Origin of the sequence: Campylobacter concisus, assembly GCF_001891085.1 — a bacterium.
GTDB classification, from domain to species: Bacteria; Campylobacterota; Campylobacteria; order Campylobacterales; family Campylobacteraceae; genus Campylobacter_A; species Campylobacter_A concisus_O.
In genome coordinates, this window is record NZ_JXUP01000006.1 from 68,636 (window position 1) to 92,989 (window position 24,354).

The 24,354-nt window shown below is 42.2% G+C and carries 23 protein-coding genes and 1 pseudogene; 5 read left to right on the forward strand and 19 right to left on the reverse strand.

Annotated features, from left to right (window positions below; genetic code table 11):
• Positions 1-53 precede the first annotated feature (53 nt).
• From fdh3B to tupB, 6 genes are all read right to left on the reverse strand, one after another.
• A complete protein-coding gene (gene fdh3B / locus TH67_RS05675; RefSeq protein ID WP_072594742.1) occupies positions 54-695 on the reverse strand; it encodes a formate dehydrogenase FDH3 subunit beta in 642 nt (213 codons plus the stop codon).
• 1 nt (position 696) lies between these two features.
• Complete coding sequence (locus TH67_RS05680) at positions 697-3,507, reverse strand: molybdopterin-dependent oxidoreductase (RefSeq protein WP_141081775.1); 2,811 nt, start codon at positions 3,505-3,507, stop codon at positions 697-699.
• Positions 3,508-3,554: 47 nt separating this feature from the next.
• A complete protein-coding gene (locus TH67_RS05690; protein ID WP_072594745.1) occupies positions 3,555-3,731 on the reverse strand; it encodes a twin-arginine translocation signal domain-containing protein in 177 nt (58 codons plus the stop codon).
• Entirely contained in the window at positions 3,718-4,443 is a 726-nt protein-coding gene (locus TH67_RS05695; RefSeq protein WP_072594746.1) for a TorD/DmsD family molecular chaperone, read from the reverse strand. Before TH67_RS05695 ends, TH67_RS05690 begins: the two co-directional genes overlap by 14 nt.
• Before the next feature lie 301 nt (positions 4,444-4,744).
• Complete coding sequence (tupC, locus tag TH67_RS05700; RefSeq protein ID WP_072594747.1) at positions 4,745-5,698, reverse strand: tungstate ABC transporter ATP-binding protein TupC; 954 nt, start codon at positions 5,696-5,698, stop codon at positions 4,745-4,747.
• Between the two features lie 93 nt (positions 5,699-5,791).
• A complete protein-coding gene (tupB, locus tag TH67_RS05705; RefSeq protein ID WP_072594748.1) occupies positions 5,792-6,484 on the reverse strand; it encodes a tungstate ABC transporter permease TupB in 693 nt (230 codons plus the stop codon).
• A 72-nt stretch (positions 6,485-6,556) separates the two neighbouring features.
• On the opposite strand from tupB, the gene tupA reads away from it, so the two are divergent.
• Complete coding sequence (tupA, locus tag TH67_RS05710; protein ID WP_072594749.1) at positions 6,557-7,375, forward strand: tungstate ABC transporter substrate-binding protein TupA; 819 nt, start codon at positions 6,557-6,559, stop codon at positions 7,373-7,375.
• A 278-nt stretch (positions 7,376-7,653) separates the two neighbouring features.
• Here tupA and TH67_RS05715 read toward each other — a convergent pair whose 3' ends face one another.
• From TH67_RS05715 to TH67_RS05765, 10 genes and pseudogenes are all read right to left on the reverse strand, one after another.
• Positions 7,654-8,343 (reverse strand): DUF2290 domain-containing protein, encoded by a 690-nt coding sequence (locus TH67_RS05715; RefSeq protein WP_072594750.1) that lies wholly within the window; start codon positions 8,341-8,343, stop codon positions 7,654-7,656.
• On the reverse strand, positions 8,343-10,502 hold the full coding sequence (locus tag TH67_RS05720; protein WP_072594751.1) for a DEAD/DEAH box helicase: 2,160 nt from the start codon (positions 10,500-10,502) through the stop codon (positions 8,343-8,345). Before TH67_RS05720 ends, TH67_RS05715 begins: the two co-directional genes overlap by 1 nt.
• 168 nt (positions 10,503-10,670) lie before the next feature.
• Positions 10,671-11,429, reverse strand: a pseudogene (locus TH67_RS05725) (IS1595 family transposase).
• A gap of 67 nt (positions 11,430-11,496) precedes the next feature.
• Positions 11,497-12,825: an aminotransferase class V-fold PLP-dependent enzyme gene (locus TH67_RS05730; RefSeq protein WP_072594752.1), complete on the reverse strand. Its 1,329-nt coding sequence runs from the start codon at positions 12,823-12,825 to the stop codon at positions 11,497-11,499.
• Positions 12,826-13,008: 183 nt separating this feature from the next.
• Positions 13,009-13,197, reverse strand: a complete 189-nt coding sequence (locus TH67_RS05735) for a hypothetical protein (protein ID WP_004321084.1) — start codon at positions 13,195-13,197, stop codon at positions 13,009-13,011.
• Positions 13,198-13,224: 27 nt separating this feature from the next.
• A complete protein-coding gene (locus tag TH67_RS05740) occupies positions 13,225-13,992 on the reverse strand; it encodes a winged helix-turn-helix domain-containing protein (protein WP_072594753.1) in 768 nt (255 codons plus the stop codon).
• Positions 13,985-14,767, reverse strand: coding sequence for a formate dehydrogenase accessory sulfurtransferase FdhD (fdhD, locus tag TH67_RS05745; RefSeq protein WP_072594754.1), 783 nt, complete (start codon positions 14,765-14,767; stop codon positions 13,985-13,987). The genes TH67_RS05740 and fdhD overlap by 8 nt, the downstream gene beginning before the upstream one ends.
• A 1,090-nt stretch (positions 14,768-15,857) precedes the next feature.
• The gene (locus TH67_RS05755) at positions 15,858-16,130 is read right to left on the reverse strand and encodes a helix-turn-helix domain-containing protein (RefSeq protein ID WP_072594755.1); all 273 of its coding nucleotides are present in this window, start codon (positions 16,128-16,130) and stop codon (positions 15,858-15,860) included.
• Positions 16,117-16,446 carry a type II toxin-antitoxin system RelE/ParE family toxin gene (locus tag TH67_RS05760; RefSeq protein ID WP_072594756.1) on the reverse strand — a complete coding sequence of 110 codons (330 nt, stop codon included), beginning with the start codon at positions 16,444-16,446 and terminating at the stop codon, positions 16,117-16,119. The genes TH67_RS05755 and TH67_RS05760 overlap by 14 nt, the downstream gene beginning before the upstream one ends.
• A 100-nt stretch (positions 16,447-16,546) precedes the next feature.
• Positions 16,547-17,704 carry a tyrosine-type recombinase/integrase gene (locus TH67_RS05765; protein WP_072594757.1) on the reverse strand — a complete coding sequence of 386 codons (1,158 nt, stop codon included), beginning with the start codon at positions 17,702-17,704 and terminating at the stop codon, positions 16,547-16,549.
• A gap of 404 nt (positions 17,705-18,108) precedes the next feature.
• Here TH67_RS05765 and TH67_RS05770 point away from each other — a divergent pair, with 404 nt between their 5' ends.
• From TH67_RS05770 to TH67_RS05785, 4 genes are all read left to right on the forward strand, one after another.
• Positions 18,109-18,594, forward strand: a complete 486-nt coding sequence (locus tag TH67_RS05770) for a PepSY domain-containing protein (RefSeq protein ID WP_072594758.1) — start codon at positions 18,109-18,111, stop codon at positions 18,592-18,594.
• 44 nt (positions 18,595-18,638) lie between these two features.
• Positions 18,639-19,142: a hypothetical protein gene (locus TH67_RS05775; RefSeq protein ID WP_257638047.1), complete on the forward strand. Its 504-nt coding sequence runs from the start codon at positions 18,639-18,641 to the stop codon at positions 19,140-19,142.
• 135 nt (positions 19,143-19,277) lie between these two features.
• The gene (locus tag TH67_RS05780; protein ID WP_072594759.1) at positions 19,278-19,937 is read left to right on the forward strand and encodes a response regulator transcription factor; all 660 of its coding nucleotides are present in this window, start codon (positions 19,278-19,280) and stop codon (positions 19,935-19,937) included.
• Positions 19,921-21,276, forward strand: a complete 1,356-nt coding sequence (locus tag TH67_RS05785; RefSeq protein WP_072594760.1) for a sensor histidine kinase — start codon at positions 19,921-19,923, stop codon at positions 21,274-21,276. The genes TH67_RS05780 and TH67_RS05785 overlap by 17 nt, the downstream gene beginning before the upstream one ends.
• A 505-nt stretch (positions 21,277-21,781) precedes the next feature.
• Here the strand turns inward: TH67_RS05785 and nifB are convergent.
• The 3 genes from nifB to TH67_RS05800 are packed head-to-tail and all read right to left on the reverse strand — an operon-like array spanning position 21,782 to position 24,274.
• Positions 21,782-22,609, reverse strand: coding sequence for a nitrogenase cofactor biosynthesis protein NifB (nifB, locus tag TH67_RS05790; protein WP_072594761.1), 828 nt, complete (start codon positions 22,607-22,609; stop codon positions 21,782-21,784).
• A complete protein-coding gene (locus TH67_RS05795) occupies positions 22,609-23,421 on the reverse strand; it encodes a 4Fe-4S binding protein (protein WP_072594762.1) in 813 nt (270 codons plus the stop codon). Before TH67_RS05795 ends, nifB begins: the two co-directional genes overlap by 1 nt.
• Positions 23,414-24,274 (reverse strand): substrate-binding domain-containing protein, encoded by an 861-nt coding sequence (locus TH67_RS05800; RefSeq protein WP_021090879.1) that lies wholly within the window; start codon positions 24,272-24,274, stop codon positions 23,414-23,416. Before TH67_RS05800 ends, TH67_RS05795 begins: the two co-directional genes overlap by 8 nt.
• Positions 24,275-24,354 lie beyond the last annotated feature (80 nt).

Here is a 24,354-nt window from a genome sequence, read left to right on the forward strand (position 1 = left end):
CAAATTTGATGAGATTACTCGCCCACGCAATCTCGGCGAGAGCGAGCTAAATTTTAAGATTTTATCTTAAGCCTGTCGCCAGCATAGTAGGCGAGCTTCCAGGTCAGAGTTTGTTTTAGGTCTTTAAAGCCGTAGCCGCGAGCCTTGACTCTGTCGCCGTAGATTTTTTCTATCATTGCGGATTCTCCTACTAGCAGTGCCTTTGTCGAGCACATCGCCGCACAAACCGGCACCTTTCCTTCGGAAATTCTATCCTGACCGTACTCTTCGCGCTCGGCTTCGCTATTCGTTGGTAGCGGACCGCCTGCGCACATCGTGCACTTATCCATAGAACCTTTGGCGCCAAATACCCCCTCGCGAGGGAACTGAGGCGCGCCGAACGGACACGCGTATAGACAGTATCCGCAGCCGATGCAGATATCTTTGTCGTGTAACACGACGCCGTCGGCTCTGATGTAAAAACAATCAACCGGGCAAACCAGCGAGCACGGCGCGTCCTCGCAGTGCATGCAGGCTATCGAGGTTGAAATTTCCTTACCTGGTACGCCTTCGTTTAGCGTGATGACGCGGCGGCGGCGGATGCCAAGAGGCAGCTCGTGAGCCTCGTCGCAAGCTACCGCACAGCCGTTACAGTCGATACATCTATCGTCGTCGCAGTAAAATTTAAGTCTATTGTTATCGTTAAATTCGCTCATTTTACGCCTTTTCTATGCGGCATAGACCGCTTTTGGTTTCGGGGATTTGAGTGACTATATCGTAGCCGTAGTTAGCGACGGTATTTGCGCTCTCACCTACCGCATAAGGCTTGGTGCCTTCTGGGAAATTACCAGTCATATCGATGCCTTGCATGTATCCAGCCCAGTGAAACGGCAAGAATATAGTATCTAGTTTGACCGACGGTACGACTCTAGCTCGTACCTTGATTTTCGTGCCTTCAGGCGAATGAATCCATACGAAATCCCAGTTTTTAATGCCGTGTTTAGCCGCAAGCTCAGGATGGATATCCGCAAACATCTCAGGCGTGATACGCGATAGATACATACTAGCGCGTGTCTCCATACCCGCGCCGCTAAAGTTTACAAGGCGTCCCGTAGTCAAATTTATCGGGAATTCTTTCGAGAAGTCCTTACTTAGCTGCAAGCTCTTGTATTTCGTAAATACGCGGTAGTGATTCGGCTTATCCTCAAAGCTCGGATACTTCTGCGCAAGGTCTTGGCGAGGCGTATGTAGCGGCTCTCTGTGCTGCGGTATCTGATCGACGAAGGTCCAAACTACCGCTCTAGCTCTTGCGTTGCCGTACGGTGCAATACCCTTTTCCATACATTTTTCTGCGATTATACCGCTACCGTCCGTGGCCCAAGTAGCGCCCATTTTTTCGCGCTCTTCATCCGTTAGCTTGATGCCTAGTATCTTTTCTATGTTATCTTTTTTGATCTCCGGATATCCGCCGCTTTGCGCTCCGCCTACAGGCGCGCTACCGTCGCCAGCTAGCTGATTTACGCCGTTATGCTCTAGGCCGAAGCGGTTTCTAAAGCCCATACCGCCTTGCATTACCGGTCTACTTATATCGTATAAATTTGGACTGCCAGGGTGTTTTTCCGTCCAGCAAGGCCACGGCAAGCCGTAGTATTCGCCCGCTACCTCGGTGCCCTCTTTGCCCATTAGCGTTTTTTCGTCAAATTTATCCCAGTTAGCCTGATGGCGTTTTAGACGCTCCGGAGTCCAGCCGGTTAGACCGATGCTTTTTACGATACTAGCGATCTCGCGAGTGGCTGCTTCAGGCCACTCGATCTTGCCCTCGGAGTCTCTGATCGTGCGAGTTAGCTCGTCATAGTAGCCTAGCCTTTTGGCAAGCTCAAATAAAATTTCGTGATCTGGCATACTCTCAAACAGAGGCTCTACGACCTGGCTTCTCCACTGACCGCTACGGTTTGTCGCTACGACCGTGCCGCTGGTTTCAAACTGCGTCGCTGCAGGCAGTAGATAGACGCCGTCTTTTTTGTCTGTTATAACGCCGGCGTCGTTTACAAAAGGATCAAGCAACACCAAAAGCTCAAGGCCGTCAAGGCCCTCTTGTACTTTTGCTTGTTGTGCGGTAGAGGTGATGCCGTTGCCTATGACGATTAGGGCTTTTAGGCTATCGCCTGCGTTTTCAACCGGGTCATTGCCGTTTTTGCCGTCAAGTACGCCTGCCCACCAGCGAGCTAGGGTAAATCCCGGCTTAAACATCCATTCAGGTTTTATAAAGTTACCTTGCAACCACTCGTAGTCTACTTTCCACATTTTAGCGAAGTATTTCCACGTGGCTTCGTTTTTAGCGTAGTATCCAGGCAGGCTATCTGGCGCGTTTGCCATATCGCTGGCGCCTTGGACGTTGTCGTGACCGCGCAGGATGTTGCAGCCGCCGCCTGATACGCCCATATTTCCCAGTACTAGTTGCAGGATCGGAGCGATACGAGTGTTTGAGCTGCCTATGGTGTGCTGAGTTAGACCCATCGCCCAAACGACCGATCCAGGGCGGTTTTTAGCGTAAACTTCCGTTATCTCTTTTAGCGTCGCAGCCGGTACTCCGGTTACGTCTTCGACCACTTCTGGCGTCCACTTTGCAGCCTCTTTGCGGATCTCGTCGATGCCGTACGTGCGGTCATCTATAAATTTCTTATCTTCCCAACCGTTTTCAAAGATGAGATTCATCATGCCATACATGAAAGGTATGTCCGTGCCCGGGCGAATTTGAGCAAAATAATCAGCCTTTGCAGCAGTTCTCGTGTATCTTGGATCGACAACGATCAGCTTTGCGCCGTTATTTTCCTTCGCTTTTAGAAAATGCCTAAATCCCACCGGGTGGTTTACAGCCGGATTTGCGCCGATTATAAAGATAGACTTCGCGTTTTGGATATCTCCAAGGTGATTAGTCATAGCTCCATAACCCCACGTATTCGCCACACCGGCGACTGTTGCGCTATGTCAAATTCTAGCTTGGTGATCTAGGTTGTTTGTCCCAAACATCGCGGAAAATTTGCTGATGTAGTAGCTTTGTTCGTTGCAATCTTTTGCAGAGCCTAGAAACATCACTTGTTCAGGGTTTTTCTCGCGATACGCTTTTAATTTGGCGCCGATCTCGTCAAGCGCGTCTTTGTAGCTGATGCGTTTCCATTTGCCGCCTACTTTTTTCATCGGGTATTTCACGCGGCAGTGAGAGCGCACCATATCGATGACGTCGCTGCCCTTACAGCAGTGGCCGCCCGCGCTTACCGGGTGATCTTGGGCTACTTCTTGGCGTACCCAAACGCCGTTTTCTACCTCGGCGCGCACTCCGCATCCAACGGAGCAAACCGTACAAACGGTTTTTACGATTTTAGAGTTTGGAAACGGATTTGCCATTTCTTCTTTTGTGGCGCTTCTAGTTACACCGCTAGCAGCCAGCCCGCTCATGCCGCCCGCTACGCCTGCTAGCGCGGCCATTTTTAAAAACGATCTTCGCCCGACTGCGTTTGAGTGGGGCATAAGACGTAAATTTGCCTCAGACATATTCATCCTTTCTTAAATTTTATTTATTTCGCTTGTTCGTAGTATAGATCCCAGTTTTTGCTTCTTTTATAAAGCACTTCGGTCTTTTTGCTTTTACCGTATTTTAGGTTTGACGCCGCTGCCGTTGCTACTCCGGTTGTAGCCGCTGCCGCGCCGACTAGCCCCGCCTTTTTTAAAAATTCTCGCCTATTTTTTTGCATTTTCTTCCTCCATAGCTTTTATCTTTCTCACTCGGTTTTTTTGTCTTCTTATGGCCTCAGATCTTGAAACTCCGTCCAAAGTCTTTTTGTTTTTGCCTTGATTTATAGGACGCGGCGCGCTTAAAACTACGCGCTCAAACTCTATAAATCCTTGCAAAAGCACTGCGACGTCTTTATAAATTTCGCTGCTTTCGTGGTTAAAAAGATCATTTATAAACTCGTCGATGTTTGGGTTTATGATCTCCTTAAAAAGCTGCTCCTCAAGCTCGCCGTATAGCTCCTGCTCGCTCTCTCGCGCGATAAATTCGCTCATCAGCGCAAACACGAAGCCCACGTTGTCTTCGTTTTCTTTAAATTTAGCCTCGTCGCGCCTAATGTCTGTGCGGGCTAAAATTTTACGCACTTTTGCGCAGGCGTGTCCGACTTCGTAGCCCTCGTCGTAGTAGGACAGCGAGTTTCTAAGCGGACTTGGCAGAGCGTGGAAAATTTCATCGAATTCATCCGCTAAATTTTGCGAATTTTTCTCGTCGAATTTTGCCTGTATGCGCATTATCGCGTCGGCCGATTCCTCGTTTAGAGCGTGCGCCGAGGCAAGGCCTAGCATCGCGTTTACGCCGCTAAATCTATCGGCTTCTTGGCTAAAAACGAAAAAACGCGAAAATAGCGAGTAGTAAAGCCCACGTCCCGCCGCAAATTCGCCCTTGCTAGTCATCGCCTTCCTTTATCATTTTTGTCTATTTTTTGAGATTTTTCTCGATTGTGAAACTATACTACTTTTTGGCTTATTTCTTATACTTAAAAAAAAATAAATTAAAAAAATTAATATACGCTTAAATGTGCCTTAATTGCATATTACTTGTAGCGAATTTTAAGGGATAAAAGAAATATGAAATTTACGCATATATCTTACATTTACGCTTCATTTTGATATTTACTTTTAACTCGGCTATTTTAACGGGCGTTAAACGAGTCTAAATTTAAAATTTGAAGCGAAATTTGCAAAATTTCAGGGCTCACTCAAGCCCCAAAAACGCTTCCTCGTCAAATTTAAAATAAATATTTTCGCCGACGTTAAAATTTTGCGAATTAGGCGCCAGGGTTTTTATCAGAAAGTCGCCGATTTTGATTTTTACCAAAAGATCTTTGCCAAGATAGAGCGAAACCGAGTGCAAGATGCCGCCTAAGTAGCCTTCTATCGGCGTTTTGCTTAGCGTTATTTTACTTGGATTTACGGCAATTTTTACGGCGTTACGTAAATTTTGCGGCAAATTTACGCTCGCGTTTTCGTCAAATTTTAAAACTCCGCCCTGCGCGTCAAATATGTTTTTGTACTCAAATTCGCACACGCGACCCTTGTGCAAAAAGACGTTTTCTTCGGCGACCGCGCTTAGCCATTTGTCGTCGTGGCTAGCGATCACAAAGCCGCAACCGTATCTTTGCCGCATATAAAGCACCGCCTTGCCAAACAGCTTTGAGGTGCCCACGTCCACGCTATTTGTCGGCTCGTCGAGTAGATAAAGCCGCGATCTAAGCGCCAAATTTAACGCAAAGCTAACGCGCTGCGTCTGCCCCGAGCTTAGCTCAAAGTGGCGCTTGCTTAAAAAGCTCTCGTCAAGACCGACCAAATTTAACGCCTCGCTCGCTCGCTCGTCAAATTCTCCCAGTACTCCGCGGCTTTTTAAAACGGCTCTAAAATTTTCCCTCACGGAGCGTTTTAAAAGCGCGGGCTCTGGCAACAAAACGCTAACGTCGCGCAGTAAATTTAGACTCGGCGCGCTGCTTCCCCACAGCCGCACCTCGCCGCTAGTGGGCTTTTGTAAAAACGACATCACTCGCATTAGCGTGCTTTTGCCGCTACCGTTGCTGCCAGTTAGCGCGGTGATTTTGGTGACGTCGATATCAAGGCGCGGGATGTTTAAAATCTCGTTCGCGCCGTAGTTTAGGCGTAAATTTCTAACGTTTATCACTTTGCGCCTTTCTCGTTAAATTTACGAAAAGACTCAAGTTTGACGCGCCTAGCGCGCTTTTTGCGAGCGTAAATTTTTCAAATTTGTCAAATTTCATCGGTCAAGCCTTTTTAGCGCGTGTATCGCCAAATTTACGGCAAACGCGATAAAGATGAGCACCAAAGCCAGCGCGATACCCATGGCAAACTCGCCTTTGTTCGTCTCCAGCGACACTGCAGTCGTGATCGTGCGGGTAAAATATTTGATATTTCCGCCGATCATCATCGCCACGCCGACCTCGGCCACGATACGCCCGTACGCCGTCGCTACGACCACCATCAGAGCATACCTTAGCTCGTAAAGCACGCAGCCCACTAGCCGCGGCGCGCTCAGGCGTAAATTTAGGATGGTTAGATAGTGTTTTTTGTCCATATTTTCCACGACGCTAGCGCTTAGCGAGATGATGATAGGTAGTGCTAGCACAAACTGCCCCAGCATCACGGCCTTTAGCGTAAAAAGCAGCCCAAACTCGCCAAACGGGCCGTTTCGCGTGATAAATGCATACAAAATAAGCCCGATAGCAACGGTGGGCATCGCAAGCGCCGTATCGCTGAGCAGTCTCAAAATCCTGCGCCCTTTAAAATCGTAAAATCCCAGCGTAAAGCCTAGCGGAAAACCGACTAAAATCGTAAAAAATATCGAAAAGCTCGAAGTGTAAAGCGTCGCCCTGATCGCCGAATACGTTTCCTCATCGCCGCTAAAAAGCAGCCTAAAGGCCTCTAAGAATCCGTTTAGTAGAAAGTCCAAATATTATTTCTCCGTATGTTTATATGGTTAATTTAGTATGCTATAATAGCATACTTTTAAAAAAGGAGAAAAATGAAAAAAGTAATATTAGGCTCGCTAATAGCGAGCGTTTTGGCGTTTGCGGGCGATAGCGAACTCATCATGGCTACCACCACCAGCACTGATAACACGGGGCTACTAGACGCGATCTACCCTACGTATAAGGCAAAAACCGGCGTCGATATCAAATGGACCGCCGTAGGCACGGGCGCTGCTTTAAAACTTGGCGAAAACTGCGATGCGGACATACTTTTCGTGCATTCGCCAAAAGTTGAGAAAGAATTCGTAGAAAAAGGCTTTGGCGTCGAGAGAAAAGCCGTAATGTACAATGATTTCGTCGTTATCGCCGATAAATCTATCGCCGATAAATTTAAAGGCAAAGACATAAAAGAGAGCTTTGAGCTGATCAAAAAAGAGAATATCAAATTTTTCTCTCGCGGCGATAAATCAGGCACTGACAACAAAGAAAAAGGTATCTGGAAAAAAATCATCGGCGAAGTGCCTGAAAAAGACGGCTGGTATATGCAAACCGGCCAAGGCATGCTAGCTACCATCAACGCTGCAGCCGAGCAAAAGGGCGTGACGTTCACCGACCGCGGCACCTACATCAAGTACGAGGACACCAAAAAAGGCGCGCCTGAGATGGTCATCATCAACGAGGGCGACAACGACCTAAAGAACTTCTACTCGCTAATCGCGGTAAATCCGAAGCACTGCGCTAAGGCCGACATCGAAAACGCAAATAAATTTATAGAGTGGGCGACCGGCGAAGAGGGTCAGAAATTTATCGGCGACTTTAAGCTGCTAGATAAGCCGCTTTTCACGCCTGACGCGAATACTCGCAAAAACTAATTTTATTTACGCGCAAATTTGAGTCGAATTTATGGCTTAAATTTGCGTGATTCGGGCGCGCTTTGCGCCCTTTTTATAAATCAGAATTTATTTTGGCTCCTCTTTAAATTTAAACTCTCCGACGTCATTTTTAAATACCTCAAAGCACACATTACTAACAACTTTATCTTTAGTATACGCTTGATATATTGCTTCCCCTTTTTGCTAGATTCTATATCTCGTTGAGGATTAATTATCAGTAGCCACTTTGCACTACCTTGTGTCAAGTTAAAGGTACTTTACTTTTTGTAAACAGGCGTACATATATTTACTATCTCTGTTTCTTCAAGGTATAGTGTTTTATCAAAACAATCCTTATGTTCAGTAAAGTGAGAACTATATGAAGTATAAGCAGTGTTATAAAAATTCATAATAACGAACTTCAAAAACTGATATGGAGTCAATGCAGATGATACTGGTATTCTGCAATTTCTATATTGACCTATAGTTAGGTGAGAAACTGGATGAATAATGGGTTGGCTTATCTTCTCCCCATAACTATCCTTTCCATCATCAAAATCAAACCTTAGAGGCACAGAAACTACTCTTCTATCTAAAATATCACTATAAATTTCATCTTCCAAATAAAGGTCTGATTCGTTTTGAAATATCTCTAAATCAGGTGCAGGGAAAAAAGCCAATCGGTGACTCTCTATTTTATCTTTTCTAAATCGATATTGCATCTGTATTAAGGCTCCATCTATCATTTTTATATTGAACATTCTATTTCTATATAACTCTAAATACATATCTGTATATGGAATGCTCTTTAAAAAGATATTATTGTCATAAGTACTCACACTCACCTCTTCAATTCCCTCTGAATATTTCCTTATAGATGGAAAATTTTGATCATCACAAAGCCCGGTTTTAATTATATCAGCTGTTATCCTTTCTATCTGGGTATAAATTTTTTTTGCAGTCAGCATTAGAACTGCTCACCTCTTTTCAACAATTTTTTTAGGCGAGCAATCTGTTCTTCTCCCAAGTCTTCCAAGAAAATTTCCCCGTTTTCAAGCTCCGTAACTAAATTTTCTATATTTATTTTGCTTTTCTGAACTTTATTCTTTTCTGCTGCACTCATATCACGATTAACTATGTTCATTTTTTCTCTTTGAGATTTATCTGGATAAATAAAATCCAAAGTATAATTGTGAGACTTTATTTTTTTATATTCATCAATTAATTTATCCATATCTTCTCCAACACCTAAAACTCTTACCCAGGCTTTACTTCTTGTTATAGCTGTAAATAACTGATTCCTTTTCTTAGCTAAGTCATAATAAGAATCATAACAAGATTCAGCATTTATAACATATACCATAGCTGCCTCATTTCCTTTAGCTCTATAAATACCAGTAAATGCCACTGAGTCATTGTTTTCTGCAAAAAATATATCTGGTGTAGTATCTACTCCAGCTGTATGAGAATTGATATTTTTTTCAAAAAGCATAGCTCGAATAGGAGCTACATTTACTTTTGTAGTCAACGGATCAGGGTTAATTACAATAATATCATCTGTCCTTAATTCATCTTCTGTTAAATTGATTTTTATTTGCTCGGCAACCCATTTATTCTGTTCTTCTTGACTTTTAAAGGACTTAAATATAATTAAATCATCAATATCAGAATGCTTTTCTAAGAATTCGGGACTACTTGATGCAGTTCTTGCCAAAATAACATGCTTTCCATCTTCTAAAGTTCCTTCTTTTACCTCGTATCCAACATCCCCCCATAAGGAATGCTGCTCAAACATTTGTACCAAACCTGTTTTTGAATTTGTCTCGTTCTCTCTATATATGCCAAAGCCTAGTGCATGGGCTGTCACCAATGCAGGTCTTGAATTTCTATAGCACTTTTCAAGAATAATATCCTGTTGTGGTTTTCCTTCCTCAGGGGCATAAAATTTAACTTTCGGTGTTCCGTTTTCAAAATTACCAAATATCTCTTCCGGTGACGGTAGAGACTGTGTTCTTAAATTTTGCAACTCATCGTATGCGTAAACCAATCTTTTAGGATTCTTTGACATCTCATAACACATCCTCAAAAAGCTCGGCGAAAAATCTTGCGCTTCATCAACCAACACAGCATCAAATATCTCCATAACATTCGATTTTACTTCATTTAATGCTTTTTCACATGTTTCTCCAAATGGATCTAATGAGCCAAACCTATTTCTCGCTGTTCTATAATCTCTATATTGCACATTGTTTAAAGCACAAAAAGTATAGTATATCCCATTATTATCTCCGCCGCCAGAAGAACCCCATGCATGCATAATTTGCAAATTATCCCAATCGGGTTCTTCGTTTGTTTGTTCTATATAAAATGTATTAATTAATCGTCTAAGTTGCCCTTTTAATGATCTTGTATTAAATGTAATAGCTATTTTCCAGTCAGGATGCTGAGCGTGCAAATAAGCTGCTTTTAATGCAAGTACTATTGTTTTTCCTGATCCAGCTAGTCCGCGTATCCTTTGCACCCCCTCAACAGTTTCTATTACCGCTTGGCTCTGTCTGTTATCTAAATTAGCAATAGAGTCCTCCAGTGTCTTTAGCTTAGCACCCTTGGAATTAGCACTTAAAACCTCTTTTCTCTTCTTCCCTTTTCTAATGGTTGAAATTGCTTGTAGAACTGAAACTAAATCATTATAATACTCTTGGTCTTTCCATTCTACCTCTGAAATACATTTTGTCATGGTGTTAATATTACATAAAGGATAGTACTTATTATAGTCTGTTAGCGATTCAATAAATGGAGCAAAAGTTATCACATTTATATCAACACACAATTGCCTTTTTTTCACCAATTGTTTGTATCCTTTTAATTTGGATTCAACTTTATTAGCACAGTCATCCTGGATTTCTTCATAACCTTCAATATTCTTATTTTCAACTAAATTAAAAATAACCAATCCCTTTTCTTTAGAAATCCATAATGCATCTATAGGATATGCCCCTTCTACGGTTCCTATTATTGGATATCCAATATATAGATATCCTTCTAAGTCACTATCTCTTTGAAAGTATCTTTTTAACTCTTCACTGGCTAATGGTTTTTGCGTTGACCCAATAATTATATTTACCATAACAATTCTCCTTTTATTAATTTCACCATATCATTTACTTTTATCTACCACATAACGTTACCGACCAGAGAGGAGATTTTCTCTATTATTTTTTGACTTAAGACAAGTCAAATGGATTCTCTATTATAAATTTTAATAAAATGCGATAAAAACTCTTTTATAGAAACGTCACTTGTGTAAGTACTTTGCTTGTTTTGTACTTTTGGTATTATTATATCTAAAATTCGCATTTCTTCGAGTCAAACAAGAAATTCTCTTTTCTTATCCCTATTAAATTTAGCTAGTCTATGCTTGTGGCGTATCCCCGTCTGCTTGTAGTAGCAAGATGAAGTCGCAACTAAAAAGTTTTCTATACCATTGATATGGTTTTTACTATTAGTAAATTCATTCTTTGAGTGTTTTACTCTATAATGAGCTTTGTCTCCATAATCTACCAATCCGTCATAAGCTTTCCAGCAATCAGAATAAATCGTGCTCTCGTCTAATTTGTCAAACTCCGATAATATCAGTATCAGTTCATTTGCAGAACAGTTTTTAACTATTTGGATATAGATCTTACCGTTACGCTTTAGCATTCCGAATAGCGGAGTTTTATTTGCCACGTGCCTCTACCTCTTTTACCCCTTGCACTTTTAGACCCGAAGTAGCTTTCGTCTATTCCTATCTCGCATGAAACTTAGATACTTTTAACTTCGCTACGCTCGTTACTTTTTAAGATCTCACACTCGCTAGCCATTAAAATTCTGATGTTGTTGGTTATTTTATCCAAGAGAGTGCAAGTGCAAAATTGATTGTTTTTTCTGATATTTTGGTAAAATCTTCTATTTTTACAGCTTCTATCTCGGCCGAGAAATACCATAAAATCTCTCTAAATTTCTTTTCCAAAATTCTGGAGCGGACTATATGCTTATTTTTCATCGCTCTCATCGTAACTTAATACTCTTTATGTTTGCATTAAGTTACAATAAATCTTAAATTTTATCTTTTTTTACGCTTAGAAAATTTTCCCGCCGAACATCTCATACATCGCCTTTTCCTCACCCCAAAGCTCGCGGTGCTTTTTGATGCAGGATTTTATCGCGCCAACTAGATATAGCACGTCTTGCTCGGCGTGCGTGTAGTGCAGGCTCACGCGCACGAAGCCGGGCTTGGCTTCTGGCATGCGCCCCTCCTTGATACCCAGCAGGTCGTGAGCGTACGGCCCCGCGCACATCACGCCCGCGCGCGTCTGGATACCGAAGTCGTTGCTAAGGCTCGCGGCGAAATCATACGCCGAGACGCCGCGCACGTTAAAGGAAATTATCGGCAGCCGCGGCGCGCACTTTGGAGCGTAGTTTATGATCTCGTCTATGCTTGCTAGCTCGCTCTCAAAAAGTCGCGCGAGCTCATCCTCGGCGCTTTTTATTTGCTCGAAGCCCACCTCGTTTCGCAGCGCGTATGCCAAATTTGCCCGCATAAGCCCGATAATAGGCGGCGTACCGCCTTCCTCTAGCTGCTCGGGATTTTTCAAAAACACGTGCCCTTCGCGGCTAGCGTAGGCGACCGTCCCGCCCGCGGCAAACGTCGGCACGTCGCTACCGAGCAGCTCTTTTTTAATCGCCAAAAGCCCGCAGCTAGCAGGCCCTCCTAATAGCTTATGCGGTGAGAGGAAAATCGCATCGAAATAGTCACAATCTAAATTTGTGTGCGAACTCAGCGCCGCGCAGTCAAAGGCCACGATGCCGCCCGCAGCTCTGATTAGCTCGCTGATCTTTTTATAGTCGCTAATGACGCCCGTGACGTTCGAGGCGGCGCTAAACGAGCCAATAATGCGGCGTCCGGCATTTAGCTTCAGGATGCGCTCAAGCGCTAGCAGATCGATCTCGCCTGATTCACTAAGCGGCACGCGCATGTAGTCGCAAAGCCCCTCGCGAAAGCTAAGCTCGTTTGAGTGGTGTTCGTACGGCGAAACGAGCACGAGCGGAGGCTGAGCGGCGCGTAAATTTGCCTCGCCGATCGCGCTTCTGGTTGCAGGCGGCAGGTAGATGCCAAGCAGCTCCTGAAATTTCTTGATCGCTGCCGTCGCACCCTGCCCACAGGCGATGAGATAAAACCGCTCGTCAAGGCCTAGCAGCTTTTTTAGGCTCTCGCGCGCACCCTCGTAGCGCCGCTGCGTGATGATGGCGCTCGAGCTACTGTCGGAGTGTGTGTTGGCGTAGGTTTTGAGAACATCTGCTATCTCGCGCTCTACGGGCTCATAAGCAAGCCCGGAAGCCGCGAAATCAAAATAATGCACGCCCGGTTTTAGGATGATATTTTTTCTTATTTCGTCTAAATTTGCCATTTTTTACTCTTTAAATTTGATACAGTAATTATAGTAAATTTTCGCAAATTTCGGGCTTTTGCTGTGGAAATGATTTAGTAAATTTGGAGGTTAAATTTGAACAAGCTAAATTTAACCGCAAAGCGGCAAATTTAACTTGATAAAGCACAGAAGCGCGAGCCACAGAGGCTCACGACCATTTTATTATTTGTTTATAAAATTTTTCTCTAGCCACTCGATGGCTTTTGCCTCTGTTTCGAAGCGTCCGCTTTTAGCGACCTGATTTTGCCCCTCGTAGAAGCGAATCCTGATACCGTCTTGGACGCTATCTACCTTTACTCTAGTGATCTTGTCTTTGTTTAGATAGACCCTATCGTTTAGTTTTACGTACATTTTTTCTCCCTTAAATTTGATGTGGTTTTATTTCTTTTTATCTTTTGCGTCGTCTTTGGTCGAGTCCTTTTTCTCGCCGTCTTTTTTCAAAAATAGCTCCTTAAAGCGCTTATCCGCAAAATCCTCGATATCGTTTTGTAGCTGCCTATAGGCGTTTATCAGCTCATGCGCGCGTTCGTTTAGTGTCGTACCGGCATTTTCGCCGCCGCCTTGCCTAGTCGTAAAAAGCTCCTCTTTTAGATTTTTTTGCAAAATTTGCAGATGAGTCCAGCATTTTTTATAGTTCATTCCTAGGATTTCGGCGGCCTTTGAGATCGAGCCGACCTCGGCGATGACGTCTAGGACTTCGGTTTTGCCCTTACCGAAGATCAGCTCGCCCTCGTCGTTTTCTATCCATGTTTTGGTTTTTACTCTCATCTTTTTTCCTTTCTTCTCCTTAAAACACCTCAGCTGGCAGTATTTTACGTCGATTTTATAGTCTTTTAGCGTCGAGCGGATCGTCTTTAGCCCCACGCCAGCAGCCGCGTCTCTAGCGTCTTTGCACAGTATTCTGCCCTTTTCGTCGATCATCTGTTTTAGCTGCGTCATCACGGTGTATTTGCCGCGTCCGTTTTCCAGTCCGCCAAACTGCCCCAGCTCGCAGTTATCTATCTTTACGCCCATTTTTTCGGCCTCGTCGCTAACCTCGCCGATCTCTACGCCTAGCTTTGAGGCGATCTTAAACGCCGCTCCGCAGTCTAGCCTGCCCTTTGGATTTAATAGTTTTTCGATCAGTTCGCGGATTTGCTCACTCATAGATTCTCTCCGCGCCGCTATATACGTTTATGTTTTCGCCGCGCGCGAAGCCGCACAGCGTGAGGTTAAATTTACGCGCTATCACGACGCCAAGGCTAGTGGGAGCCGTGCGCGAGACGAGCACGGGGATGCCGTGCATGACCGCTTTTGCTACCATTTCTGAGCTTAGCCTGCCGCTCACCATCAAAAACGAATTTTGTAGCTGCGCACCGGCTAGTATAGCTTTGCCGACGGCTTTGTCTATGGTGTTGTGCTGAGCAATATCCTCGCCGATGTAAAACTGCTCTCCGCTCACGAAAAGCTTAGCCGTGTGCACGCAGCCCGTCATCTCGTAAAGCTCGCACTGCGTGTAAAACTGCCCCATCTGGCGCAAAATTTCGTCTTTGTGAAATTTTACGTCGGCCTTTATGGAGCGCGCTGCAATAGCCTCAGGGTCGATGTTTGCCGTCGAGCTGCGCCCGCAGCCGCTGATTATCACTTTTTCCTCGTCAAACTGCTCGAGGCGTTTTTCGTTGATTTTAGCCTTTACCCGCACGCTTAAAGCGTCGCCTGAAAGCTTTATACTCTCGATATCCTCAGGGCTTGCGATCAAATTTTCGCTGATGAGATAGCCCGCAGCTAGTGCCTCCTGATCGGTCGGAGTCGCCATGAGTGCGCCGAAACGATTGCCGTTTATGTAGATCTCAAGCTTGATCTCGCGCACCAAAATATCATCAACGACGCTTTTTTGCGCGCCTTTAAATTTGGTGATTTGCGTCGTAAAAATCGGTTGCATGATTTTCCTTAATTTTTGCGAAATGATAGCTTGAAAATCTAAATTTGAGATTTGATTGTAGTGAAATCTTGCTTAAATCAAGCAAAAACTTAAACGTATTTTAGCGCGTTTTTATCGGTATTTTATGATAATTTATATATGCAAATTTAGCATATTTCTTAAGATATTTTTTGGCTACGATTTTATCATTATCTATCATTTGTATAAGAAATAAAAGAATAGTAAAATATAGTATAAGGCTAGAATTGGATCGCACATAACTTGCTGTATATAGGTTAAATGTTGAAAAATTATAAATATAATTTGTAGCCTGATATAGGATAGAAAAGAAAATTTATGTTATAGAGTCGAATCAAAAAATAATTTTTGTCAAGTTGTATTTTACTGTTATATAGCCCTTGCATAACTCAAACGTACCGACAGTATATGAAAACTTAGACATTTTATCGGCGAGAAATCATTTTCGAGCGATAAAGTTTCGTCTAAGTTTTTATATTTTTCTTTTGCTCGGCCAAAGAAAAATATAGGCCGTCTGCCAAGACCTTACAGCAAACTCATTCGAGTTTGCTAAGTAAGTATTAACATATTGTCCTATGTAGGGGTTGTTTATTCTTGATATTCTGATAAATTATATCAAATTCTAAGACTGTATGATAGAATTAGAAGCGATTGTTTTTTATTAAGTTAAAGTAAATTTTGATTTATATGGAAATTTACTTTTATTTTTTATTTGATATTTTAGCACAAATTTTCAAAATTAAGATGTTGTTAGTTTTTTATAGCATAAATAAAGATTAAAGTAGAGATTGTTTTTTGAGCAAGAAATAAGAATCAAAAAGAAGAGTATTTTGTGCGGGGGGGGGTTAAGATTATTTGATAAAACAAGCATCGCTATAATATAGCCGTATTTGTTTTTGTAGTAGTGTTAAAACCTCGATTTAGTTGCGTTTTAAATATGTCCATGTTATAAGAGCCTTATTTTTCCAAATCCTAGCTATCATATTCGCAAGAACCCCGCCTTGAGAACCGACAAAGCTTAATATTTTTTATCCTGTATTAGTTTGGGCATTTATTAGATAATTAATCTCACTCAAACTATCGCCACTCTTTTACCGCAAGCTTTTATGTAGTTAAAGAATGTTTTATACTTGATATTATACGCTCCGCTTTCTATCCTAGCTACGGCTGATTGGGTTATGCCCATCCTTTTAGCTACCTCGCTTTGAGTTAGCCCGGCCTCACTTCTGGCGTCTATTAAAGCTTCTATGGCTTTATATTCGTCCTCCAGCGCATCGTATTGCGCTTTAAATTCCGGATTTTTTAGCTCTTCTTTTAAAACTTCTCTAAAATTAACGGTTTCCATCTTTAAACTCCTTTAATCTTTGTTCCGCCAAATTTAGTATGCTTTTTGGCGTTTTTTGCGTTTTTTTAACAAAAGTTAGTAGGATTATTATTTTTTTGCCGATTTCATAACAATATATGCTTCTAGCTATTCCTTCATCCGACTTTATACGTATCTCAAATAGTCCGTCCTTTAGGCTTTTGGTGTATGGCTCCCCTAAGGTATTGCCCCTAGCCTCTAAGAGCTCGAACATTTTATAACCTCTTTGCCTGAGACCGGTCGGCAGCTCCAAGAACTCGTCTTTTATGGCTTCGCTTGCAAATTCTACGCTCCACATCGCAATCCTTCTGTGTAACTAAGCCGTATTATACCATACATGATATAAAATGCAGTTTGTTTTACGCATTTGTCGCCGAATAAGTAACTTGTATAAAAACCTACTCATACAAAGATTCCACCATCTCTCTTCCGCTGTCGGGCATTAGTTTAGCGTATCTTAGAGTATGGTTTATGTCTGAATGGTTCATTAGCTTTTTTATCGTTATTATCGGAGTGCCCTTTATAGCAAGATGCGAAGCGAATGTATGTCTAAGCGTATGGATAACTACTCTATTAGTAGCATCGCTTATATCTAAATTTTGATTAAAAAGCTTATTAAGTAGCGGCTGTAAGACGTTTTGAACGGTAGCTTTTGGTTTATTTACCAAAAAGTCGTTCGGGGATAGGGTGGTATAAATTTGATTTATCTTTTCTAGTGCTCTTTTACTTAAAAATCCCGTGTACGTGCTCTTTGTCTTAAAATCGCTTATGGTAACAGACTTAGTAGATAGCGACAAATCTTTTTTCTTGATATTTAAAATTCCCTCTAGTCTAGCTCCCGTGGATAAAGCTAGCTCCACAAATAGTTCTAATGCAAAGTCTTCTTTACTTGCTACTTCATTTCGCAAAAGCTCTATCTCTATAAGCTCTAAAAATCTTTCTCGCTTGTTGTTCGGCTTTTTTAGCTCTATCTTATATGGGTTAATATGATCAATAAGGTCATTTTTTATAGCGTGGTTAAAAATCGTCCTAACTATACCCATTATGGCGTTTATTCTAGATTGCGACAGCTTTCGTTTGGTTTTAGGCGAGATTATTTGAGAAATATCTTTATGATGTTCGTTTATCATCTCTGGAGTTATCTGCATCGTAGCTAGACTTCCTAATTTATCCTTATGGTAAATTTCATAATCTCGCCTTTGCTCTTTTATATTGGTAGCGTTACCCGGTTCTTTTTCTAGTTTAAAACTAAAAAAGGCATCTGCGATATCGTCAAATTTAAGCGAGTTTTTGTTGTTCTTGGCTATTATTTTCTTGGTTATGCTATCCGGCAATTCGCCGTTTCTTTGTTTGGCGTCGAATTCTTTCTTTTTATTATATGCGTAGGTTATATTTACGCCTTCGGATTTTGATCCGATTTTTATGTTGGCTTTTCTGCCTTCAATCGTAACTCTCATATAAAAAACTACGTCGCCGTTAGCTAGATTATTAAAGAAAATTCCGGGATATTTATTGACTCCAAAAGCAGAGTTGTAATTTTTAAGCTTTCCTGCCACAATACCCCCTAAATTTGTTCCCTATTTATTCCCGAAATTTGTAAAAATGTATGATATTTTAGTGTAACTTAGAATATGCTTAAGCTATTAAATGGCGTATTTTAGGGATTTATAGAGTATTTTGGAGTATTTAAGAATTATATATTTTTGAACCCAGCATCCGGAGCCATTTATCTTCAAAAATTACTTTAAAACCCCGATTTTAACGATGTTTTAAGAACTTTAAGTTTTCTTATTTTTGTAATTTTCTCTTTTATTTCCCCTCAGTTTTATTTATTATTTCAAAGTGTATCGTTTTATTTGTGATCAAAATAAATTTCCTTTATTCATTCTAGCTTCATTTAAGGCTTTTATAATGTGCTCATCCAAACAAGAGTTGGAAATTAAAAATAAAAGGATCAAAAATGAAAAATGTATTAGGTACAGCAGTTTTAGCGGTAGTTTTAGGAGCAACAAGTTTGCAAGCAGCCATCACGTCAAAAGACGCTTTAAATATAGCTGAGAAAAACTTCCCAGGCTCAAGCGTCAAAGATATAGAGATAGACGTCAAAAATGGCGTGACATTTTATAAGATAGAGTCTTTTAAAGATGGTGTCAAACAAGATATCAAGATCGATGCCAATAGCGGTCAGATCGTTAAAATGGAGAATAAAAATAAAAAACATATCTTGCCGATCGAAGTGGTAGATTTTTCGAAATTTGCTCTTAGCATCGACGAGGCTGTGGCCAAAGCTCAAGCGCTTGAAGCTGGCTGGAGTCTTGATGAGGCAGACCTTGATAATAAAAATGGTGCTTGGATATACAAAGTAGAGCTTAAGCGCGACAGGAGCGAGAAAAAAGTGATCATAAACGCTCAAACTGGCGAAATAATCGATAATTACACAAAGTGATCTAATGCCCTTTTTGGGCGTTAAATTTTATAAAGGTAAAAAAGATGAGTGAAAATTTAGATCAAAATTTAAACGAGAAAGTTAGTAAGCAGAGTTTAGAGAGAAATTTGAATAAAAATTTAAGCGAAAACGAGAGAGAAAATTTAAGTAAAAATGCTGCTAATAAAAATATTTACGAAAATTTAAGAAAAAGCGAGCAAACCCCTGAAAATTTGGATAAAAATCCTATTGAAGCAAGCAATAGCACAAAAATTTTAAGTCAAGCTACCTCAAAATACAAAGCTAAAAATTTCTTTAAAAAAGCGCTTGAACTTTCGCTTCAAATTACGTCAGATGCGCTCATCTGCGCTAGCAAGGCTGGAGTGTGGCTATCAAACGCCACAAACTGCCTAAAAGACGAGGTGCAAAGAGCGGAACTATCAAAGATAAATGAAGAGCAGGCCAAATTTGAAGGGCTGGCTTGCATCACACCAGAAAGAGTTAAAGAGCTTATCATTGACCGTCTAAAAACAAAGCTTTGGCACGCTTGGAGCGGAGTATTTTTATGATGCAAGGGCTAAAAATAAGGGCTTTTTATATGATTTCAAGATAGGCGCAGCAAATGGCGAAATTTTAAATCTAAAAATAAAAAGCCAAATTTGATAAAATAGCTGGCAAAACCAAGTGAGGCAGGTAAGGCAGGGATGAAAATTTTAGTCGTAGAGGACGAAATAGACCTAAATAGCATCATCACAAGGCACCTAAAGAAAAACGGATATAGCGTCGATAGCGCGTTTAACGGCGAGGAGGCGATGGACTTTACCGCTGTGGCGCACTATGATCTCATCGTGCTTGATCTTATGATGCCGGTGATGGACGGACTTACATTTTTGCAAAGATCGCGCGCCGCAAAGCTAGTGACCCCTGTGTTGATACTAACGGCAAAGGACGATGTGGATGACGTTGTAAAGGGGCTTGACGCGGGTGCAGATGACTACTTGGTCAAGCCATTTGACTTTAAGGAGCTGCTAGCTAGAGTGCGCACGCTCATTCGCCGAAATAGCGGCAACGTGGCTAGTGAAATTTGCGCAGGCGAGCTAAAGATCGACCTTTCTAAAAAGTCAGTCGAATTTAGTGGCGAGCAGGTCGAGCTAACTGGCAAAGAGTATGAAATTTTAGAGTTTTTGATGCTAAACAAGGGTAGAATTTTAACTCGCGACCAGATCAAAGAGCACGTCTGGGACTTTGACTACACGGGCGGCTCAAACGTCATCGACGTGCTTATAAAAAACATAAGAAAAAAGCTTGGCGAGTGTGAGGTGATCCAGACTAAAAGAGGGCTTGGCTATGTTGTTAAGGGTTAAGCAAGCGCTTGCAAACATCCCGATAACCGCGCGCGTAACGCTTTGGTACTCGTTTTTTATCATCGTTATCGTGGCGGCTCTCATTGCCATCTCGGCGGTCGTGGCGGATGAGGTTTTTGAGGACGTGAGCCAAAAAAAGCTAGCCAAATCAGTCACCAAAATAGCCAATGATATGGATGAGTTTGAGCCATACGATGATGGGATATTTTTTATAAAATATAATGCAAAAGGCGATGTGATCGGTGGTCTAGCGCCAAAACACTTTCAAATTTCACTTAAAATGAATAGCGGTGCAGTGCGCCTTTTTGAAAATGGCGAAAACCGCTTTTACTACTACGATATCGCAGCTAGAGGCAAAGGGGTCTGGGTCAGAGGCGTGATAAATGCGGAGAAATTTTTTAAAAAAGAGGGGCTATTTTTACTAGCGCTTGGCGTTTTTGTGCCGGTTTTGTTTATTTTTGTGCTTTACGGCGGCTACAAAACGATAAAAAACGCGATGAAACCAGTCGCTACAATGTCTAAAACCGCGCTTGAGATAGGTAGTAGCCGGGACTTTTCAAAGCGCATAGATCTGCCTGCTGGCAAAGACGAGCTGCACGCACTTGCAAGCGTTTTTAACCAGATGCTTGACTCCCTCGAAAAGGTCTATCAAAGCGAAAAACAGCTCACCTCAGACGTTTCGCACGAGCTACGAACACCGCTATCTGTCATCATGGCTGAGAGCGACTACGCTAAAAACTACTCACAAAATTTGGATGAGGCTAAGGAGTCGCTGGAGGTCATCTCTAGGCAGTCAAGAAAGATAACCTCGCTGATAGATCAAATTTTGGAGCTCTCAAGGCTCGAAGCTGGCAGAAATTTGGAGCTAAAAGATATAAATTTAAGCTCTATCTTGCAAAATTTAGCTACCGACTATGAAAAGCTAGCAAGCGCAAAGGGGCTAAAATTTAGCCGTGATATAGCGCCAGATGTCCAAATCCTTGGCAATGAGCCGATGATATCAAGGCTAGTGGATAACTTTTTAAGCAACGCACTAAAATTTGCAGAAGCTAAGATCGAGCTAAATTTAACCCTCACAAAAATGCATGCACTTTTGTCTGTAAAAGACGATGGTGTCGGTATCTCTAAAAAAGATATCGAGCTAATCTGGAATAAATTTTATCAAGCTGATAGCTCAAGAAACAAGAGCCTAAACACAGGTAGCGGACTAGGACTTGCTATAGCTACAAATATCGCTAAAATTCACGGCGCAAAGCTTGGAGTAAAAAGTGAAGCTGGAGCTGGAAGCGAATTTTGGGTAGAATTTGAGCTTGTAAATTTAAAGCAAGTGAAAATTTAGGCAGTTTGCTAAGACAAAATTTATGAAATAGCAAATAAATACGAGTATAAATTTAAACGCCGCATAAAACGGCGTCTATATTTTAAAACAAAGTTAAAGTCATAAACTTTTACAGAAATTTCATGGTTAGGTTGCTTCAAAAAGAGCTCTTAGGGCATACTCATATCATAAGCATCAACAAAGACTATCAAAGTTACGAGATAGATGAAGATAGTAGCGGTTGAGGTCTATATAGTAGGTAAAGCATTAAGACGTATGATTTAAAGCCCATTTAAATGGCTTTTAAAAGAGCTTGTAAAAAGATGTTTTGCAAAGTAACGTAAAGAAATTTTCGCCATTTTGTTTTTGAGTAAAGCTTGCTCTAACTGCGAATTAACTGCACTTCTCAATGCCTTTTTATAACTTTGATATCTAACAAAATTTACAAAGCCACGAGCCGAAGGCGCATAATCCACGAGCTACAAGCAAAAACCAAAAAAGGCACTAAATTCAGTGCCTTTTATCGCTATCTTTCGCCAAGCTTTCCGCATGCATCAGCGCGACACCTACTGCAATGTGACATTTGATTTATGTCACTACCTATTGATCTGCGGATGCGGTGGATCTCATCACTTGAAGGGGATTTTAAATTTTCAAAAGGCGTATCATGCACCGGTATCATCGCCATGCAGTTCATTATGTCAGCTCCCCACTGCTTTGCCTTTGCCGAGATGCTTTGGATGTGGTCCATATTGACCCCAGGGATGACGACGGTGTTTATCTTTACTAGCATACCAGCCTCTTTTAGCTTGCGGATACCCTCGTCTTGGCGCGCTAGCAGTATCCTAGCAGCCTCCTCGCCGTAGTAGTTTTTATTTTCATACCTCACCCACGAATAGACCTTCGAGCCAACATCTGGCGTCACGGCATTAACAGTCACTGTCACGTGGCTCACGCCAAGGTGCACGATCTCATCAACGTGCTCAGGCAGTGCTAAGCCATTAGTTGAGAGGCATAGCAGGACATTTGGGAAGTGGGACTTACACTTTTCAAAGGTCGCTAGCGTCTTGTCAGCGTCACACATCGGATCGCCAGGTCCAGCGATGCCGATGACGGATATGTCTTGTCTAAATTTAAAGAGCTTTTCTAAAAATTTCACTGATTCATCTGGAGTTTGCACCTTTGCTGTTACACCAGGGCGGTTTTCATTAGCGCAGTCATATATGCGGTTGCAGAAGTTGCACTGGATGTTGCAGTGTGGGGCAACTGGTAGATGCACGCGTCCGTAGTTAGCGGAGGCCTTTTTGTTAAAGCATGGGTGGCTGTCTAGATCAGCCTTAGTGCGAAAAATCATTAGCTCTTTTTCCTTCCAAATTTAATGGCATTTGCATGGCAGACATTTAGACAGTCTCCACAGTTTGTGCAGTTTATCTCATCAGGTCTTGTCCCCATCTCGCACTTGCGCAAGCATGCGTCGCAGTCGTCACAGGCACTTGTTTTATAGATGCGAAATATTGAAAATCTACGCAAAATTTCAAGCACGCCGCCTGATGGACAGACGAAACGACACCAAAGGTTAGCTACGATCAGCGAGGCTAGCATGACTGAGATGATGATCACTGTGCGAGTGACCCACTCCCATTCGCCAAAGCGAAGTGACAAAGTGACGGCAGTTAAATACTCATCGCTCGTTCTTATAGGTATCATCATGCGTGGATTGTCCCAGATGAAATAGACCCAAAGGCTGATTGCTATGGTAGCTAGCATGCCTATTTGAGCGATTATTAGCTTTTTGCTGCGAATTTTTAGCTTGAAAAAGGCAAATTTGCCAAGCATTTGATTGACAAAGCCAGCTGGACAGACCCAGCCACAAAATGCTCTACCAAAGAGGATGACAAGCGCTGGGATAAATAGCCAAAATCCAAAAAACAGCGATGTGATCCGCCCCCAACAGGTGATGATAGGGCAGTTTTGGCAATTTACAAATGGCACTACAAAAGGGCATCTAAAAATGCCATAATACGCCCATTGTCCGATGCCTGCTATAAAGATGAGCTGCACTAGGCGTCTTATCTTTGTTGTGGGAGAGTTTTTGCTTCTCTTTTTTAAATTTACATTGCCGCATGCACTGCTATTAGAGCATGCGCTATTACAGCTACTACACATCTTTTACACCAAACCTTTCTATAAGCTCTAGCCCACGCGCTGAATAAATTGAGGTAAAGCCATGTTTTTCAAAAATTTCTTGCCCCTCGGTGCCGCAAACAAAGTCTGCAAAGTCATTTGCGAGCCTTTCATCTTTTACATATTTCATTATATTTAGTGTAAAAGTGAGCGGTCCAGGCGGGATGAGCTTTTCATCGATGGGCATGTACTCGATCTTGTCTTTGAATCTATCGTGCGTTGTTAGGCGTTTTTCGATGATCGAAGCGTCGCCCTTGCCATCAACTAGCTCGCACATCATATTTATGACGCATGATCCGTTTGCGACCATGTTTTTCATCACCGCATCAGTTAGGTTTGAGTTTTTTAAGATCCCTTTGACTGGGCCACTGCCAGGAGGCGATGATCTAAGAGGCAGCATCACTCTAACTCCTGGCTCAGCAAGGTCTTTTAAGTCGCGAATGCCAGCAGGGTTGCCTTTTGGCACGACTAGGACGTAGTCGGTAAAGCATAGTGGCCTAAAGTGGAGGCTAAGGCCAGCTTTGCGAAGTTTTTTAGAAAGCTCTAAAACCCTTGCTCCAAAGAGCTCTGTCGTACTTTGAAGTGCTAAAAGAGACTTGCCAAGAGCACCAGCAAAAGCACCAGTGTATTGGATATTGTGCCCTGTTCTTGCCTCGTAAATGGCATTTAGCTCGTTAAAAGCTTCAGATAGGCCTCCACACGACCAAACCTGAAGCGAGTCAGACTTAAAGGGCGTAAAGCCAGCTAGCATCGTTTGCGGAGTAGCAACAGCAGCTGTGGCTAAAGCACCTTTTAAAAAGCCACGGCGTGATATACCGGTTTGTTTTAATTCCATGAAATCTCCTTTTGGGATTTAAGAAATGTAAATTTGATATTTTCGGCACGCGAAACTTGTTAAATTTGACTTTTGAAATT